14 protein-coding genes are annotated in these 17,166 nt (G+C 69.1%); 3 read left to right on the forward strand and 11 right to left on the reverse strand.

The features are described 5' to 3' along the window. A protein-coding gene (locus tag MUG78_RS05345; RefSeq protein WP_110477080.1) for an IS3 family transposase occupies positions 1 to 1,151 on the reverse strand; the annotation gives its coding sequence in 2 pieces (ribosomal slippage) (positions 1 to 881 and positions 881 to 1,151; 1,152 coding nt in all). Here MUG78_RS05345 and MUG78_RS05350 point away from each other — a divergent pair. Next, positions 1,128 to 1,565 carry a hypothetical protein gene (locus MUG78_RS05350; RefSeq protein WP_372493131.1) on the forward strand — a complete coding sequence of 146 codons (438 nt, stop codon included), beginning with the start codon at positions 1,128 to 1,130 and terminating at the stop codon, positions 1,563 to 1,565. The genes MUG78_RS05345 and MUG78_RS05350 overlap by 24 nt on opposite strands. A 225-nt stretch (positions 1,566 to 1,790) precedes the next feature. Here the strand turns inward: MUG78_RS05350 and pntB are convergent, their stop codons facing one another. From pntB to MUG78_RS05395, 9 genes are all read right to left on the reverse strand, one after another. After that, positions 1,791 to 3,245 carry a Re/Si-specific NAD(P)(+) transhydrogenase subunit beta gene (gene pntB / locus MUG78_RS05355; RefSeq protein WP_246992880.1) on the reverse strand — a complete coding sequence of 485 codons (1,455 nt, stop codon included), beginning with the start codon at positions 3,243 to 3,245 and terminating at the stop codon, positions 1,791 to 1,793. A 6-nt stretch (positions 3,246 to 3,251) separates the two neighbouring features. Then, positions 3,252 to 4,784, reverse strand: a complete 1,533-nt coding sequence (locus MUG78_RS05360; protein WP_246992882.1) for a Re/Si-specific NAD(P)(+) transhydrogenase subunit alpha — start codon at positions 4,782 to 4,784, stop codon at positions 3,252 to 3,254. A 241-nt stretch (positions 4,785 to 5,025) separates the two neighbouring features. Next, on the reverse strand, positions 5,026 to 6,495 hold the full coding sequence (locus MUG78_RS05365; RefSeq protein WP_246992884.1) for an FAD-binding protein: 1,470 nt from the start codon (positions 6,493 to 6,495) through the stop codon (positions 5,026 to 5,028). A 42-nt stretch (positions 6,496 to 6,537) separates the two neighbouring features. Further along, a complete protein-coding gene (locus MUG78_RS05370; RefSeq protein ID WP_246992886.1) occupies positions 6,538 to 8,832 on the reverse strand; it encodes a heavy metal translocating P-type ATPase in 2,295 nt (764 codons plus the stop codon). After that, positions 8,819 to 9,019 (reverse strand): hypothetical protein, encoded by a 201-nt coding sequence (locus MUG78_RS05375; RefSeq protein ID WP_246992888.1) that lies wholly within the window; start codon positions 9,017 to 9,019, stop codon positions 8,819 to 8,821. Before MUG78_RS05375 ends, MUG78_RS05370 begins: the two co-directional genes overlap by 14 nt. Continuing rightward, positions 9,016 to 9,219 carry a heavy-metal-associated domain-containing protein gene (locus MUG78_RS05380; protein ID WP_246992889.1) on the reverse strand — a complete coding sequence of 68 codons (204 nt, stop codon included), beginning with the start codon at positions 9,217 to 9,219 and terminating at the stop codon, positions 9,016 to 9,018. The genes MUG78_RS05375 and MUG78_RS05380 overlap by 4 nt, the downstream gene beginning before the upstream one ends. A gap of 59 nt (positions 9,220 to 9,278) precedes the next feature. Beyond that, positions 9,279 to 9,569, reverse strand: coding sequence for a metal-sensitive transcriptional regulator (locus MUG78_RS05385; RefSeq protein WP_246992891.1), 291 nt, complete (start codon positions 9,567 to 9,569; stop codon positions 9,279 to 9,281). A 206-nt stretch (positions 9,570 to 9,775) separates the two neighbouring features. Next, entirely contained in the window at positions 9,776 to 10,702 is a 927-nt protein-coding gene (locus MUG78_RS05390) for a hypothetical protein (protein ID WP_246992901.1), read from the reverse strand. 35 nt (positions 10,703 to 10,737) lie between these two features. Further along, entirely contained in the window at positions 10,738 to 12,342 is a 1,605-nt protein-coding gene (locus tag MUG78_RS05395) for an L-aspartate oxidase (RefSeq protein WP_246992903.1), read from the reverse strand. A gap of 93 nt (positions 12,343 to 12,435) precedes the next feature. Here MUG78_RS05395 and MUG78_RS05400 point away from each other — a divergent pair, with 93 nt between their 5' ends. Further along, positions 12,436 to 13,806, forward strand: a complete 1,371-nt coding sequence (locus MUG78_RS05400) for an ABC1 kinase family protein (protein ID WP_246996852.1) — start codon at positions 12,436 to 12,438, stop codon at positions 13,804 to 13,806. A gap of 10 nt (positions 13,807 to 13,816) precedes the next feature. After that, positions 13,817 to 15,382: a cell envelope lipid trafficking protein PgfA gene (pgfA, locus tag MUG78_RS05405; protein ID WP_246992905.1), complete on the forward strand. Its 1,566-nt coding sequence runs from the start codon at positions 13,817 to 13,819 to the stop codon at positions 15,380 to 15,382. A gap of 69 nt (positions 15,383 to 15,451) precedes the next feature. Here pgfA and MUG78_RS05410 read toward each other — a convergent pair whose 3' ends face one another. After that, positions 15,452 to 17,155 carry an FAD-binding dehydrogenase gene (locus tag MUG78_RS05410; protein ID WP_246992907.1) on the reverse strand — a complete coding sequence of 568 codons (1,704 nt, stop codon included), beginning with the start codon at positions 17,153 to 17,155 and terminating at the stop codon, positions 15,452 to 15,454. Positions 17,156 to 17,166 lie beyond the last annotated feature (11 nt).

Raw genomic sequence — 17,166 nt, forward strand, 5'->3', positions numbered from 1 at the left:
TCATTCGGTCCGGACGTTCTGTGAGTCGTCGGTTTCCATTTGATGGGTGCACTGCCGAGCGTACTCGGCTGGGGTTAGGTAGCCGAGCGAGGAGTGCCGGCGGTGGTGGTTGTACTCGTCCTTCCAGTCGCCGATGATGACCTGTGCGTGCAGCAGCGAGTAGAAGCTGTTGATGTTGAGGCACTCGTCGCGGATCCGGCTGTTGAACGACTCGACGTACCCGTTGCGCCACGGCGAGCCCGGAGGGATGTAGGACAGGCCGGTGCGGGTGCCGGCCCAGTCGGCCATCGCCTCGCTGATGAACTCCGGCCCGTTGTCCGACCTGAGCACCGCCGGGGCGCCCCGGGCGGCGACGAGGTCCTCGAGGTGGGCGGTGAGTCGGTCGGCGGTAATCGAGCGCTCCACGAGGCCGCCGATGCACTCCCGGGTGTGTTCGTCGACGATCGAGCAGATCTTGATCAATCGTCCGTGCTCGTCGGCGTCGAACTGGAAGTCCACGGCCCACACCACGTTCGGCGCGTCCGCCGTCGGCGCGTCGACGGTCGAGGACCCGACGCGCTTGCGTCGACGCCGCTGCGGGACCCGGAGCCCTTCGTCACGCCACAGGCGTTGGATCTTCTTGTGGTTCACCACCCACCCCTCGGCGCGGGCGTCGTGATACGCCCGCCGATACCCGTAGCGGGGATGGTCCTTCGCCCAGGCGCGCAGCCACTCCCTGAGCGCCCGATCCGGGTCCGTGACCGTGTCGCCCTTGAGCGGTCGCCGGTACGCGGAGCGGCTCAGCCCGACCAGACGGCACGCCATCCGTTCGCTCACCCGCAACTTGCGCTTGAGGTGATCGACGGCGGCGCGGCGCCTGTCCGGGCTTAGAAGTTTCCCTCAGCCAGCTCCTTGAGCGCGGCCTTCTCCAGCTCCGCTTCCGCGAGCAGACGCTTCAGGGTCGCGTTCTGCTTCTCCAACTCCTTCAGGCGCTTTGCGTCGTCGGCCTTGAGGCCGCCGTACTGGTTCCGCCACCGGTAGTACGTCTGCTCGGACACCCCCAGCTCCCGGCACACCGCCGCGACGTCCTGACCATCGGTGAGCATCCTGTCGGCCTGCCCGAGCTTACGGACGACCTGCTCCGGGGTGTGACGCTTCCTGCTGTTCGTCATGATCTGACCAGTCTCCCTGCCCGCGACCGCGGGCAACAGGACGACTCTCATAACGACTGGACCTACGAAACGGGGTCAGCCCACGACATCGACCATCTCGGCGCCGCGTGCGGCAAGCACAATCGGTGGAACGGCAAGAAGCCCGGCCAGTGGGAGTCCACCGTCCTGACCGACGGCCCCGACGCGGGCCGTATCGGCTGGCGACCCGTCGGACGGCCCGGTCCGTGGCTGGTCAACCCCTTCTTCCACCCGGAGAAGCTCGCCGACCACCACCCGATGGCCGGACTCAACACCCGCATGGCGGAAGTCTCCGACACCGATCCACCGATCCCGCCCGCGGTGGTCCGCCCGCACCCGGACGAGTCCCACCGATCCGGAGTCGAACGGCTCCTCGAGCAGTACCTGGCAGCCTGACCGCGCCGTCCCCGACAAGGGGGCCGCCCGCGGTCGGGCTATCAGGCGTCTCCGGGGCCGGTAGAACAACGGCGTCCTGGCGCGCACCGACGACGTATATGCATTGGCGGCCGCCAGGACGCCGTTGTTTTACCGATGCACCGTGGCGCACCGGCGCACGACATGACGAAGGGCCGCACACCGAGACGGTGTGCGGCCCTTCGAAACGCTACGAGCAGATGGAGCTTAGAGCGCGGCGATGATGTCTTCGACGCGGTCCTTCGCGTCACCGAACAGCATCTGCGTGTTCTCCCGGAAGAACAGCGGGTTCTGCACACCGGCGTAACCGGCGGCCATCGACCGCTTGAACACGATGACGTCCTTGGCGTTCCAGACCTCGAGCACCGGCATGCCGGCGATCGGCGAGCTGGGATCCTCGGCGGCGGCCGGGTTCACGGTGTCGTTGGCACCGATCACCAGGACCACGTCGGTCTCGGCGAAGTCGTCGTTGATCTCTTCCAGTTCCATCACGATGTCGTACGGCAGCTTCGCCTCGGCGAGCAGCACGTTCATGTGACCGGGCAGACGACCGGCCACCGGATGGATACCGAAGCGAACCTCGATGCCCTTCGCACGCAGCTTGGCGGTCAGGTCGGCCACCGGGTACTGCGCCTGGGCCACAGCCATGCCGTAACCCGGGGTGATGACCACGGACTTGGCGCCAGCCAGCAGCTCGGCTGCGGCGTCGGCCTGGATCTCGCGGTGCTCGCCGTAATCGGTGTCGTCGGACGCGGGCGCTTCGATACCGAAGCCGCCGGCGATCACCGAGATGAACGAGCGGTTCATCGCCTTGCACATGATGTAGCTCAGGTACGCACCCGAGGAGCCCACCAGCGCACCGGTGACGATGAGCAGGTCGTTGCCGAGCAGGAAGCCCGACGCGGCCGCGGCCCAACCGGAGTACGAGTTCAGCATGGAGATCACGACCGGCATGTCGCCGCCGCCGATGGAGGCGACCAGGTGCCAGCCGAGGAACAGCGCCAGCGCGGTGATCACACCGAGCAGCACGTAGCCGACGGTGTCGTCCTTGACGTCCCGCGCGACGTACACGCCGGTCAGCACGACGAAGGCCACCAGCGAGCCGACGTTGATGACGTTCTTGCCCGGCAGCATGAGCGGGGCGGACTTCATCTTGGCCGACAGCTTCAGGTTGGCCACGATCGAACCGGTCAGGGTCACCGCACCGATGAAGATGCCGATCGCGACCTCGGCGGCGTGAATGCCGACCAGGGCACCGTAGTCGGCGTCACCCGGGCTGGCGTGGACGCCGGTGATGGCGCCGTTCCAGCCGATGAGCACGGCGGCGAAGCCGACGAACGAGTGCAGCAGCGCGATGAGCTCGGGCATGCCGGTCATCTCGACGACCTTGGCGCGCCAGAAGCCGATCGCCGCGCCGATCACGATGGCACCGATCAGCAGACCGATCGGGAGCCACTTGTTGAACGAGGCGCCGGCGAACTCGAGGTGATCGAGGTCCTTGACCATCATGGTGATGGTGGCGGCCAGAGCGATGGCCATACCGACCATGCCGTAGGTGAGGCCGCTCTTGGCGGACTCGTGCTTGCTCAGTCCGGCCAGCGACAGGATGAAGAGCAACGAGGCGACGATGTACGCCGCGAAAGTCATGGTTTCAATAGTCATGGCGCGTCAGGCCCCCTTGCTGAACATCGCCAACATGCGACGGGTAACCGCGAAGCCACCAAAGACGTTGATGGACGCGACCAGGATCGCGATGGTCGACAGCACCAGAACGGTCACATTGGTGGTGGCCAACTGCAGAATCGCACCGACCACCACGACGCCGGAGATGGCGTTCGTCACCGACATCAGCGGCGTATGCAGGGCATGCGCCACGTTGCCGATCACGTAGTAGCCGATCACGATCGCCAGCATCAGCACGGTGAAGTGCTGCGGGATGTCACCCGGGGCGAAGGCGTTGACCAAGAAGAAGGCCACAATGCCGAGCAGCACCAGACCGACCTTCTTGCCCGCCGACATCGGCTCCTTGGGCGGAGCCACCTCGACGGGTGCCGCCGCGGCGGCCTTGGGTGCGGCCGAGACCTGCACCGGGGGCGGCGGCCACATGCCTTCGCCGTTGCGCGCCACGGTGATTCCGCGCTGCACCACGTCGTCCATGTCGAGCGTCAGCTCGCCGTCCTTGCCCGGGGTGAGCAGCTTCAGCAGGTTCACGATGTTGGTGCCGTACAGCTGCGAGGTCTGCGCGGCCAGGCGGCCGGCCAGATCCGTGTAGCCGAGGATGGTGACGCCGTTGGCGGTCACCACCTTGTCGCCGGTGACGGTGCCGGTGGCGTTTCCGCCGTTGGCCGCCGCCATGTCGACGATCACCGAGCCGTTGCGCATACCGGCGACGGTGTCCGCGCTCAGCAGCTTGGGTGCCGGGCGGCCGGGGATCAGCGCGGTGGTGATGACGATGTCGGCCGCGCGGGCCTCCTCGTCGTACATCGACGCGGTCGCCGCTTCCTGCTCGGCGGTCATCTCCTTGGCGTAGCCGTCCTCAGACTTCTCCGCTTCGAAGTCGACGTGGACGAACTCGGCGCCCATCGACTCGACCTGCTCGGCCACCTCGGGCCGCACGTCGAAGGCACGGACCACCGCACCCATCGCCGACGCGGCGCCGATCGCGGCCAGACCGGCCACACCAGCGCCGACCACGAAGACGCGGGCCGGCGGGATCTTGCCCGCAGCGGTGACCTGTCCGGTGAACATACGACCGAACTCGTGGGCCGCCTCGACCACGGCGCGGTAGCCCGCGACGTTGGCCATGGAACTCAGCACATCCATCGACTGGGCGCGCGAAATACGCGGCACCGCGTCCATGGCCAGCGCCGTGATCCCGGCGTCGGTCAGCTTCTGCACCAGTTCCGGATCGCGCGCAGGCGCCATCATCGAAATCAGGACGGCGCCGCGGCGCATCCGAGCGATCTCGGCGTCGGTCGGTGCATTCACCTTCACGACGACGTCTGCCGCCCACACCTCGTCGACCGAACCGACGCGCGTGCCCGCCTCGGCGAACGCCGCATCCGGCTGTTCGGCGAGGGTGCCCGCACCGGCTTCGACGATTACGTCGTACCCGAGTTGCTGCAGCTGGGCGACGGTCTTGGCCGTCGCCGCGACGAGAGTCTCGCCCGCCTTCGTTTCCCGGGGGATACCGATCAGCATGTAACTGCCTCTCCCACACTCATGTTCTGTACACCTAAATCCTGTACACCTAAATTTCAGTGACCTCCCAGACCGGGAACGCCACCAGCCCCTGACGCAGCTACCGGGAAGGGTTGGTCGTGCAGCTGCCGACTGGACACGTCAGGTCACGGGTCGCCTGGTGAGGCTTGGAACCCGCTGTTAAAAACGTGGCAAAAAGATAACATGCGCCACCCGCGGCCTCTTCGCCGCGTTACCTAGGTCACTGAGCGGCAGCGTGCCGTCCTGCACGACGCCCGAAATAGGAACCTTCTCCGAGCTGGGTACCGCTGGCGTAGCCCTTGCTGTCTTGCGCGATGTTCGCGGCGCACGCACCGGCGGCATACAGACCGTCGATGACGGAGCCGTCCTCGCGACGCACCTGGCCGTCGACGGTGGTGGCCATGCCGCCCATGGTGAAGCCGGCGTACAGCGCCTTGCCCAGGGACATGTCGAACGCGGCCCATGGACCGGTGTCCTGCGGGGCGAGGAACTCGGCGGTCTTGTGGAAGTCCGGATCCTCGCCGCGCGCGGCATACTCGTTGTAGCGCGACATGGTGGCGTTCAGGACCTCGCGGTCGATGCCCAGACCGTCGGCCATCTCGTCGATGGTCTCCCAGCCGTCGATGAACGGCGCGAGCGGGAAATCGGGCCGCTCCATGTGGGCCTCGTCGACGATCAGGAAGGCCTTGGCCCCCGGCTGATCCATCACGAAGCCGGACGTGCGCGAGTGATAGGAGTCTTCGGTGACGAAGCGCCTGCCCTCGGCGTTGACCACCAGTCCGGTCAGCAGGATCGACGGCGGGTACACCGGCGCGGTGATGAACGCCTCGCCCATGTGCTTGAGCTCGGCGCCGACGGACGCACCCATGCGGAGGCCCAGACCGTCGTCGTAGGTGCTGCCGAGGGTGAACGGCTTCTGCGCGAGCTGCGGCACGTACTCGGCCACCATGTCGGGGTTCATCACGAAGCCGCCCGCGGCGATCACCACGGACTTGGCGCGGATGTAGCCCTCGGCGCCGTCGGTGTTCTTCCAGTAGACGCCCACCACGCGCGACTGCCCGTCCGGACCTTCTTCGACGACGAGGCGACGCCCGCCGGTCTCGTAGCGGATCTCGACGTTCTCGTCGGCCAGGCGCTCCACGAGCAGCCCGATCACCATGCCCGCGCCGCCGGTGTCGCCGGGCACGGGCACCTTGTGTCCGCGCGGTGCAGGCACGGCCTTCTCGTAGTACGGCCACACCTTCTCATTGCCGGTGAACATCAGACCCTGGGTCTGCGGCTGGATCACGGCCTTGTTGGGGAAGAAGGTGCGCTCGAACTCGAAGCCGAGGGCCTCGAGCCAGTTGAAGTGCTCGACGCTGTCCTCGCAGTACGCGGTGATCTTCTCCGGCTCCGGATCCGGCGAGACCGCAGTCAGGTACTTGGCCATCTCCTCGGGGCTGTCGGTGTGGCCAGTGGCCTCCTGCACCGCGGTGCCGCCGCCGAGATAGAAGTGTCCGCCGGCCATGCAGCTGGTGGCGCCGGCCGCCGCCGAACGCTCCAGTACCAACACCGACGCGCCGGCGCGGGCGGCCTCGAGTGCCGCACAGCACCCGCCCATGCCCGCGCCGAGCACCAGGACGTCGACGCTTTCGCCGAACTCCGGGACGTCGTCGATGTTGATGTTCTCGGGAAGGTCCAATCCGCTCATGCGCCCAGACTAGAACATGTTCTAGCGGGACGAGAACCTGTTCTACCGAGCCACCGGACGGAAGCCCCGAAGGCGCAGGCTGTTGGCGACGACGAACACCGACGACAGCGCCATCGCGGCGCCCGCCATCATCGGATTGAGCAGCCCGGCCGCCGCGAGCGGGATGGCCGCGACGTTGTAGGCGAACGCCCAGAACAGGTTGGCCTTGATGGTGCGGAGCGTCCGGCGGGAGAGTGCGATGGCGTCGGCCACCGACCACAGGTCACCGCGCACCAGCGTCAGATCGCTGGCCTCGATGGCCACATCGGTACCGGTACCCATCGCGAGCCCCAGGTCCGCGCCGGCTAACGCCGCCGCGTCGTTCACGCCGTCGCCGACCATCGCCACCACGTGGCCTTCGGCCTGCTTGGCCGCGATCGCCGCGATCTTCCCGTCCGGAGTCACGTCCGCGATCACCTGATCGATACCGACCTGCCGGGCGATGTGCTCGGCGGCGCCGCGGTTGTCGCCGGTCAGCAGCACCGGCGTCAGCCCCATCTTCTTCAGTTGGGCGATGGCGGCCGCCGACGTCGGCTTCACCTCGTCGGCGACGACCACCACGCCGAGGACCGACTCGTCGTCGTGCTGTCCCCGGGTGACGATCACCGGGGTGCCGCCCTCGGCCTGCGCCGCGGCGATCTGCCCGGACAGCGCCTCGGGCAGCGCCACGGAGACGTCGCGCGGACCGCGGACCGCGACCGACGCGCCGTCGATCACGGCGATCACACCGGCGCCGGCCAGGTTGGTGAAGTCCGCCGCGCTCGGCACGGTCAGACCGCGCTCGGTCGCGTGCGTGACGATGGCCCGCCCGATCGGGTGCTCCGATCCGGCTTCCACCGCGGCGGCCAGCGCCAGCAGCTCGTCGGCGCTCACGCCGTCGGCGGGGTGCACGTCCCGCACGGCCATCACACCGGTGGTGACGGTGCCGGTCTTGTCCAGGAAGATGGTGTCCACCTGGCGGGTGGACTCGAGGACCTCCGGCCCCTTGAGCAGGATGCCGAGCTTGGCGCCGCGGCCGGTGCCGACCATCAGCGCGGTCGGGGTCGCCAGACCCAGCGCGCAGGGGCAGGCGATCACCAGGACCGCGACCGCGGCGGTGAACGCGAGCACGGTGCCGCCGCCCACGCCGAGCCAGAAGCCGAGGACTCCGACGGCGATCGCGATGACGATCGGCACGAAGACGCCGGACACCCGGTCGGCCAGACGCTGCACCGGCGCCTTGCCGGTCTGCGCGTCGGCGACGAGCTTGGAGATCTGGGCCAGCGCCGTGTCCGCGCCGACCGCACTGGCGGTGACCACCAGGCGACCGTCGGCGTTGACGGTGCCGCCGATCACCGTGTCGCCGGCCTGCACCTGAACCGGCCCGGATTCACCGGTGATGATCGCCTGATCCACCGCGGAGGCGCCGTCGACGATCACGCCGTCGGTGGCGATCTTCTCGCCCGGGCGGACCACGAACTGCTGGCCCACCGCGAGTTCGGTGATCGGGATGGTCTTCTCCCGGCCGTCGACCAGCACGGTCACGTCCTTGGCGCCGACCTCGGCGAGCGCGCGCAGGGCGTCGCCGGCCTGCAGCTTGGACCGCTTCTCGAAGTAGCGGCCGGCCAGCAGGAAGGTGGTGACGCCCGCGGCGGCCTCCAGATAGATGTGCGACGCTCCGTCGCCGCGCGAGGCGAGGAAGGTGAAGCCGTGCCGGAGGCCCGGCGTGCCCGCGGTGCCCCAGAAGAGCGCGTAGAGCGACCAGCCGAAGGCCGCCGTGACGCCCACCGACACCAGGGTGTCCATGGTCGCGGCGCCGTGGCGGAGATTGATCCAGGCAGCCTTGTGGAACGGCCACGCGCCCCAGACCACGACCGGCGCGGCCAGGGTCAGCGAGAACCACTGCCAGTTGGTGAACTGCCAGGCCGGGATCATCGCGACCGCGATGACCGGGATGGTCAGCACGGCGGAGATCAGCAGGCGCTGACGGAGTTCGGCCACCTCGCGCTGCGCGCGGGTCTGCGGCCCGTCGCCGCTGCCGTCGTCGACGGTCGGGGCGGCCGACGGCTCGGGCACCGGCGCCGCGTCGTATCCGGCGGACTGGACGGTGCCGACCAGGTCGTCGAGCGTCACCGAGTCGGGGAACTCGACGTGCGCCTGTTCGGTCGCGTAGTTCACCACGGCGCTGACGCCGGGCAGCTTGTTCAGTTTGCGCTCGATGCGGTTGGCGCACGAGGCGCAGGTCATGCCGGTGAGCTCGAGGTCGATCTCGCGCGCGGTGGTGCCGCTGGTGAGCGCGGCGATATCAGTGGCCGTCATGAGGCACTTCCGTCGTTACGTGTTGCTGAGGAGAACCCTGTTGAGGAGATTCCTGCTGGTGCGTGGAGTGCGAGGGCGCGGTGTCGACGTCCCACGGACCGACTGCGACGCCGACGCCGAAGGCGATGCCGAAGACGGCGAGCAGTCCGGCCACGAAGGCGCCGATCCGCGCCACCGGCGAGGTCATGCGAGTTGGTAACCGGCTTCGACGACGGCCGCGGTGACCGCTGCGTCGTCGAGGTCGGCGTCGCTGGTGATCTGCACGCGACCGGACTCCACATCCACCTGCACGCCGGTGACGCCGGCGAGTTCTTCGATCTCCTCGCGCACGGACATCGCGCAGTGGTTGCAGGTCATGCCGGTGACGGTGATGTTCTTGACGCTCATGGTGATTCCTCTTCTCCGTGCTGTTCTCTTCGACTTCGTGTGCCGCCCGCGGGGAGCGGTCAGCTCTTGACCAGGCGGGTGATGGCCTTCATGGCCTCGTCGATCTTGGCGGCCGCGGCGTCGTCGCTCTCGCGGGCGGCGTCGACCACGCAGTGCCCCATGTGGTCGCGCAGCAGTTCCAGACTCACCGACTCCAGGGCCCGCTTCATCGCGGTGACCTGCGTGAGGATGTCGATGCAGTAGACCTCGTCGTCCACCATGCGCTGCAGGCCGCGGGCCTGACCCTCGATCAGCTTGAGCCGTCGAACGTAGGCCGCCTTGTCGGCGATGTACCCGTGACCGTCGCTCATCTGCGACCTCCTTGCCTCTACCCCCTAGCAGTATGCGACTACCGATCCCCGGTGTCAACCCCTACCCAGTAGGGGTATTAGTCCGACGTTGAGGCGGCCCTCCGCAACAACGGCGGCAGCCGGGAACAGGGGCGGCAACCCCGGGTGCCGCCTCTACGCACGAGTGACGCCTTTTGGGGCGGGTCGCCGCCCAATGGGGCCGGCTGTCAGCGGGGGTCGAGGCTCTCGGCCAGCTTGGACAGCGCCTGCGCCATCTCGCGCAGGGCCTCGCTGACCTGCTGTCGTACCAGGCCTTCGCCCTCCGGCAGCGCCGCCGCGGCGACGGCGGCCTCGGCGGTCGCCGCCTCCAAGTCCGAGAGCGAGCCCTCGATCGTCGTCGTGGTGGCGGAGTGCCGAGTCCGACCGGCCGCCGGAACGGCGCTGACCGGCGCGATCACCGTGCGAGCAGTGCCGTCGGGTTGGATCACCTCGATCAGCGAGGTCCGGGTCAGGTCGTTGTACTCGTTGATCGTGATCATCGAGACCCGCTCCGCAGGCCGCTCGGCGACCGGCTCCGCCGCCGGTGCCACCGGATCAGCGACGGGCTCGACCTTTTCGGCGGCCGGCTCGACCGGCTCCGCAACAGGTTTCGGCGGAACGACAGCAGGCTTGACCGGCTCAACCGGGGGCCGAGGCGCCGCAGCGGTCGGCGGCACCGGCGCGGGCGCCGGAGGTTCGACGACGGGGCGCGGCTTCGGCGCCGCGGGCACGCTCGGCGCGGCCTTGGGCTTGGGCTTCTTCGACTGTTTGGCCATCTCCGCCCCCTGGTGGATCGGTCGAGCAGGCGCCGAACGCGGCGCGGGGAAAACGTGGGCACCGCCGTGGCCGTCGAACAGGCGACACGCCGCATTGTCGATGGATCGGCCTCGGCAGGCGTCGAGATCGCGCGCAGCGCGCGGCGTGCGCGCGAAATCGTCCCACAGCATCCACCGGCGACGGCCCGCCCCGCCGCGTCCGCCGTCGCTGGCGTGCGGTCCGCCGTGCCCCTTGGGGAGCTCGCACGCGAGCGGCCAGGCGGCGGCTTTATCGAGACGAAGTGCCGCCCTATCGGCGGGTGCAGTCACGATCGATGACCAGCAACGGTCTTGCGCCATCGACGGCCACCTTCTCTCGAGTACTCGCAAGTAGTCTACGAACCTGCACCTACATCACGCCAGGACCCCGCAAACGCCGAGTCAACCACCAATTCCCCCTCGCGGAGCAGGAACGTCCGAGACGACGACGCGGCGGCCGGGTCCGGATGGTCGGCCCGGTAGTGACATCCGCGCGACTCCTCCCGCGCGGCGGCGGCCGCCACCACGGCCCGTGCGGTGAGCGTCAAGGCGGCGTCCTCGGTGCCCGCACGCGACTGCTGATCACGCCGCGGCGCCGCGTCCAGGAAGTCCGCGACCGCGGCCAGTCCGGAGGCATCGCGGAGCAGGGCCACCGCTCCGGACATCTTGTCCTGCAACGACTTCCGGTCGGCGGCGGGCAGCTCGTCGGCCACCTGCGTGGACGCCGCTTCGGCAGGTTCCGTGCGCCGGGACACCGCGACCTCGGCGGCCCGTCGCCCCATCACCAACCCCTCCAGGAGGCTGTTGGAGGCCAGCCGGTTGGCGCCGTGCAAACCGGTGCGCGCCACCTCGCCGGCCGCCAGCAGACCCGGTACGCGGGTGCGTCCGTACACGTCCGTCGCGACGCCGCCGCACAGGTAGTGCGCGCCGGGCACCACCGGCAGCAGCCCGTCGACCGGCGACACGCCCGCGGACGCCACGCCGGCCATCACCGTCGGGAAGCGACGCGCCAGATCGTCGATCGGCGTGGTGTCCAGGTACACGCACGGAGCGCCGGTGCGCGCCATCGCCGCGGTGACCGCCCGCGCCACGACGTCGCGGGGCGCCAGATCGCCCATCGGGTGCACGCCCGCGGTCACCGAGTTCCCCTCGGCGTCGACCAGCCGGCCGCCCTCACCGCGCAGCGCCTCGCTGACCAGCGTGCGCCGCCCCCGCGCCCCCGGCACGTAGAGCATCGTCGGGTGGAACTGGACGAACTCCAGGTCGGCGACCGCCGCGCCCGCCCGGAGCGCCAACGCGAGACCGTCGCCGGTGGCCCCGGCCGGGTTGGTGGTGGCCGCGTACAGATGCCCCACGCCGCCGGTCGCGAGCAGCACGGTCGGCGCCCACACCACGCCGTCCCCGTCGTCGGTGCGGTAGCGCACCCCGGCGGTCCGGCCCGACGCTCCGGTCAACACCTCCACCGCGCGGGCCTCGTCGAACACCTGCACCGGCGACTGCACCACGGCCGCGCCGAGCGCCGCCTGCACCTGCGCGCCGGTCGCGTCGCCGCCCGCGTGGATGATGCGGCGCACCGAGTGGCCGCCCTCGCGGGTCCGCAGGAATCGCCCGTCGGCGCCCGTGTCGAACTGCGCGCCCCACCCGATCAACCGGCGGATCGACGCCCAGCCCGCGCCGACGATCTCGGCGGTCGGCGCCTGCTCGGTGAGCCCCGCCCCGGCCGCGAGCGTGTCGGCCACGTGCAGCTCCGGACTGTCCTCGTCGTTGTCGGGCAGCACCACCGCGATGCCGCCCTGGGCGTAGAAGGTCGAGGTCGACTGGTCGGCGTCCTCGGGACGCCAGTGCCGCCCCTTGTTCAGGACCACCACCTTTAGTCCCGATTCGGCGGCGGACAGCGCCGCGGTCAATCCGGCCACTCCTGCACCGACCACCACCAGGTCAGCCCGGGTTTCCTCGTTCATCGCGTCACCTGCCTTCCGCTGCTACACACCAGTTATCGACCCACAATCGAAAACTAGGGTTCAGCGTACCTGCGACTAGACTCCGGAACCGTGATGACCCAAACGCCTGCTGACGGCCTCGTCCGGAAACAGCTGCCCGCGGTGTCGACCGCCACCGAGGTGACCCGGTTCACCTCCACCGCCGCCCACGCCGCCGCCGGCGTCGGCCGACTGCTGCTGAGCTCGGCGACCAGCCTGACGCGCGGTGAACTCCCCGGCCCGGCGAACGTGGCCCGCGAACTCCGCACCACCTTCGAGCACCTCGGACCGACGTACGTGAAGCTCGGCCAGCTGATCGCTTCCAGCCCCGGCGTGTTCAGTCCGGCACTGTCGAACGAGTTCGAATCGCTGCTCGACCAGGTCCGCCCCGCACCGACCGCCGAGGTGCACCGCATCGTCGAAGCGGAGCTGGGCCGACCCGCCGAGGTGGTCTTCGCGACGTTCGACGACGAGCCGATCGCTTCCGCCTCCATCGCGCAGGTGCACACCGCCACCCTGCACACCGGCGAAGAAGTGGTGGTCAAGGTGCAGCGCCCGGGCATCGCCGACCGCCTCGCCCCCGACGTCGCGATCCTCGAACGCCTCGCCGGCCTCGTCGAGTTCTCCGAGTACGGCCGCATGCTCAGCGCGCGGCACGTGGTGGAGGACTTCGCCGACGGCCTCGACGCCGAGCTCGACTTCCGCAACGAAGCCGCCACCATGACCGAGTGGTTCGACTGCCTGCAGCCCGGCCAGTTCGGCTCCCGCGTGCGCGTCCCCAAGGTCTATACGGAACTGACCACCGCGCGCGTGATGACGATGGAACGGATCTACGCGACCCGGATCGACGACGCCGCCGCGGTCCGCGCCGCCGGCCACGACGGCGAGGCACTCTGCCGCAATCTTCTTCTGTCCCTACTGGATTCGGCCTTCCACGGCGGCCTCTTCCACGGCGACCTGCACGCGGGCAACGTCCTCGTCGACGACGAGGGCAAGCTGGTGCTGCTCGACTTCGGCATCGTTGGACGCTTCAACGCGCGCACCCGCCGCATCCTGCGTCAGCTGGTGGTGGACCTGATCGTGAAGCAGGACTACGACTCGGCCGGGCGCGCCATCTTCCTCCTCGGCGCCGTGCACCGACCGGGCTCCACCACCAAGGGCGGCGAAGATCTCAAGAAGGTGGCCGCGCCGCTGTCGACCACCGAACTGGGGTCGATGAGCTACACCGACCTCGGTCGACAGCTCGCCGCGGTGGCCAAGGCGCACGACGCCCGGCTCCCCCGTGAACTGGTCCTCGTCGGCAAACAGCTTCTCTACGTGGAGAAGTACATGAAGCTCCTGGCGCCGCGCTGGAAGGCGATCTCCGACCGCGAGATCTACGGATACATGGCCTCGATCATGAAGGAAGCCGAGCGGGATCGCCGCGCAGAGCGCCCAAACGCCTAGGCTGTTACTCATGAGACGAGTCGCGATGGCCCTGCTGGCCTTCCTCGGCCTGGCCTGCATCGCCGCCGCGATCACCATCCCGACCTATCTGGTCGGCCAGCTCAAAGTGGTGCCGCTGGACCTGGACATCACCTCCGACGCCGGCACCGTTTCGGCGCCGGGCGAGTCCGCCAGCCGCTTCCCGGCGGTCATATTCGACCGCTGCTCGGTCACCAAGTCCAAGGCCGCGCTGCTGAACGTCAACCTCGTTCAGCAGCGTCGTTCGATCATCGTCGAGCCGTCGAACGCCGATCAGGCGACCCTGCAGTCCGCGCAGACGGTGCTCATCGACCGGGTGGAGGGGCGCGACGGCAAGGAGACCGTGCCGACCGTGGCCCCTGCCGACGAAGAGCGGAAATGCTCGGACGGTCTGCTGACCGCCAACATCGACCGAGTCTCGGTGAACCGCAAGACTTCTGCGCCCAACGGCGTGGTGAGCTCGCTGCAGTTGGAGGCCGACACCGAGGGCGTGCCGCTCGAAGACGTCTCGGTGCAGCTCGAGGACCGCAAGGGCTTCCAGTACAAGTTCGGCTTCGACGTGCAGAAGCAGGACTATTACTACTACGACCTGAACACGCGCCAGGACACCGTCGCCAGCTTCGTCGAGGAGAAGACGATCCAGGGCCTGAAGGTGTACCACTTCAAGACCGAGGTGCCCGAGACCGACCTATCGGATCTGCCGAACCCGCAGGGTGAGGCGCCGCTCGGCACCATTCTGAACATGCCCGCCAAATGGTGGGGCATCTCCGGCCGCGGCATCCGCTCCAGCCGGATGATCAACATGCACCGTTTCGCCACCGCCGAACGGCACGTCTACGTGGAGCCGGTGACCGGCACCATCGTCGACGGTTACGAGGAGCAGCACCAGTACTTCCGGTCGGTCGACGACAGCGAGAACGTCCCGGCCGCCATCCGCGACTTCCGGATGGACGCCCTCAACGCCAACTTCCAGTGGTCCGAGGCCACCGTCACCGAACAGGTCCAGCGGGCCGACAAGTACGTGAACCTGCTCAAGTGGGGCGGCACCTACGTACCGATCATCCTGGGCGTGCTCGGCGCCCTGATGCTCGCCGTGTGGGGCCTGCTGGTGTTCCGCGGCCGCAAGGACGGCGATCCGTCCGACGACGGGGGCGACGGCAACGGGGAGCACGCCGACGGGGACGACCCGAACGACGGTCCCCTCGACGACGGCCCCGCAGCCGGCGACCTGCCCGGCTACGACTTCGACGGGCGCTCCGCGGGGGCGCACACCGCGGTGATCGCAGCTCCGGCCGCGGCCGCGGCGACCGAGGTGATCCCGAACGACCCGCCGACCACGGCCCTCCCCTACACACCGGCAGTCGACGATCCCGACTACTGGGGCCGGCCGATCGACGCGATGGCCGACACCGTCTCGTTCCGGCCGATCCCGGATCTGGACCTGCCGCCGCTGCCGGGCGCCCCGGTCGACGACTTCGCCCCCATCGAGGGCAACCCGATCGCCGACATCCCGGTGCCGCCGGAGGATCCTCCCCGCACCGCTCCTCCCGCCCCCTGAGCTCCAGAACGACCCGAGGCCCTGTCCGCACACAGCGGACAGGGCCTCGTCGTCAGGACCGGGGAATGCTCAGAGTCGAGCGACCGCCCGGCCCGCCGCACGACCGGAGAAGATGCAGCCGCCGAGGAAGGTGCCTTCCAGCGCGTTGTAGCCGTGCACGCCGCCGCCGCCGAAGCCGGCCACCTCACCGGCCGCGTACAGGCCGTCGAACCCGCTGCCGTCGGGCCGCATCACCTGGGCGTCGAGGTTGGTCTCGAGTCCGCCGAGCGTCTTGCGGGTCAGGATGTTCAGTCGGACGGCGATGAGCGGGCCGTGCTCGGGGTCGAGCATGCGGTGCGGCTTCGCCACGCGAACCACCTTGTCGCCCAGGTAGTTTCGCGCATTGTGCATCGCCATGATCTGCGCATCCTTGGCGTAGCCGTTCTCCACCTGGGTGTCGCGGGCCGACAGCGTGCGCTCCAGGCTCTGCAGATCGATGTGTCCGCCGCGGCCGATCTCGTTCATCCCGGCGACCAGGTCGGGCAGGTTGTCGCGGACCACGAAGTCGATGCCGTGGTCCATGAACGCCTTGACCGGATCCGGCGCGCCCTTGGCCAGCCGCGCCTTGGCCGCGGTCTTCAACGACTTCCCGGTGATATCCGGATTCTGCTCCGAGCCCGACAGCGCGAACTCCTTGGCGATGATGTCGCCGGTCAGCACGAACCACGAGTAGTCGTAGCCGGTGTCCAGGATCGCCTTCATGGTGGAGTTGGTGTCGAAGCCCGGGAAGTTCGGTGCGGGCAGCCGGTTGCCGTTCGCGTCCAGCCACAGCGACGACGGTCCCGGGATGATGCGGATCGCGTGGTCGGGCCAGATCGGATCCCAGTTGTGGATGCCTTCGGTGTAGTGCCACATCCGGTCGCGGTTCACCAGATTGGCACCGGCCGCCTCGGTGATCCGCAGCATGCGTCCGTCGACATAGGCGGGCACGCCGGCGATCATGTGCTCGGGCACCGGGCCGAGACGTTCGACGGGCCAGTTCTCCCGCACCATGTCGTGGTTGTGGCCGATGCCGCCGCTGGTGACGATCACCGCGGGTGCCAGGATCTCGAACTCCCCCACCTCGGTGCGTGAACTCGCCACGCCGCGCTCGGCATCGGTGTCCTCGAGCAGCGCGCCGCGCACCCCGATCACCGCGGCGTCGCCCGGACCGTCGTTCCCCTCGCTCCCCGCGCCGTTCCCGGACAGCACCAGCTCGTCGACGCGGTGGCGGCAGCGGAACTCCACGAGTCCCTTCTTCTCCGCCTCCAGCACCGGTTCGAGGAAGACGCGGACCACCTCGGGCCCGGTACCCCAGGTGAGGTGAAAGCGCGGCACCGAGTTGCCGTGTCCGTCGGCGAACCCGCCGCCGCGCTCGGCCCACCCCACCACCGGGGTGAAGCGCAGGCCGAGGGCGTGCAGGTAGTCGCGCTTCTCGGTGGCGGCGAAGTCGACGTAGGCGCTGGCCCACTGGCGCGGCCAGAAGTCTTCGTCCTCGCGGTCGAAACCGGCCGAGCCCATCCAGTCCTGCAGGGCCAGCTCGGGCGAGTCCTTGATGCCGAGGCGCCGCTGCTCGGGGCTGTCCACCAGGAAGAGTCCACCGAGCGACCAGAAGGCCTGCCCGCCGAGGTTGTTCCGATTCTCCTGATCGACGACGACGACCTTCTTGCCCGCCTGCGTCAGTTCATAGGTGGCCACCAGCCCGGCCAACCCCGCTCCGACGACGATCGCATCGGCCTGTCGTTCTCCGCCCACAGCAGTTCCTT

The organism is Gordonia alkaliphila (genome assembly GCF_023017165.1).
In the GTDB taxonomy this organism is placed as follows: Bacteria; Actinomycetota; Actinomycetes; order Mycobacteriales; family Mycobacteriaceae; genus Gordonia; species Gordonia alkaliphila.

Coding starts and splice junctions, on each gene's coding strand:
- MUG78_RS05380 (WP_246992889.1), bottom strand. CDS start 9,219: ATGAGCGTCAAGAACATCACCGTCACCGGCATGACCTGCAACCACTGC.
- MUG78_RS05365 (WP_246992884.1), bottom strand. CDS start 6,495: ATGAGCGGATTGGACCTTCCCGAGAACATCAACATCGACGACGTCCCG.
- MUG78_RS05400 (WP_246996852.1), top strand. CDS start 12,436: ATGACCCAAACGCCTGCTGACGGCCTCGTCCGGAAACAGCTGCCCGCG.
- pntB (WP_246992880.1), bottom strand. CDS start 3,245: ATGACTATTGAAACCATGACTTTCGCGGCGTACATCGTCGCCTCGTTG.
- MUG78_RS05395 (WP_246992903.1), bottom strand. CDS start 12,342: ATGAACGAGGAAACCCGGGCTGACCTGGTGGTGGTCGGTGCAGGAGTG.
- MUG78_RS05390 (WP_246992901.1), bottom strand. CDS start 10,702: ATGGCGCAAGACCGTTGCTGGTCATCGATCGTGACTGCACCCGCCGAT.
- MUG78_RS05375 (WP_246992888.1), bottom strand. CDS start 9,019: ATGACCTCGCCGGTGGCGCGGATCGGCGCCTTCGTGGCCGGACTGCTC.
- pgfA (WP_246992905.1), top strand. CDS start 13,817: ATGAGACGAGTCGCGATGGCCCTGCTGGCCTTCCTCGGCCTGGCCTGC.
- MUG78_RS05360 (WP_246992882.1), bottom strand. CDS start 4,784: ATGCTGATCGGTATCCCCCGGGAAACGAAGGCGGGCGAGACTCTCGTC.
- MUG78_RS05370 (WP_246992886.1), bottom strand. CDS start 8,832: ATGACGGCCACTGATATCGCCGCGCTCACCAGCGGCACCACCGCGCGC.
- MUG78_RS05385 (WP_246992891.1), bottom strand. CDS start 9,569: ATGAGCGACGGTCACGGGTACATCGCCGACAAGGCGGCCTACGTTCGA.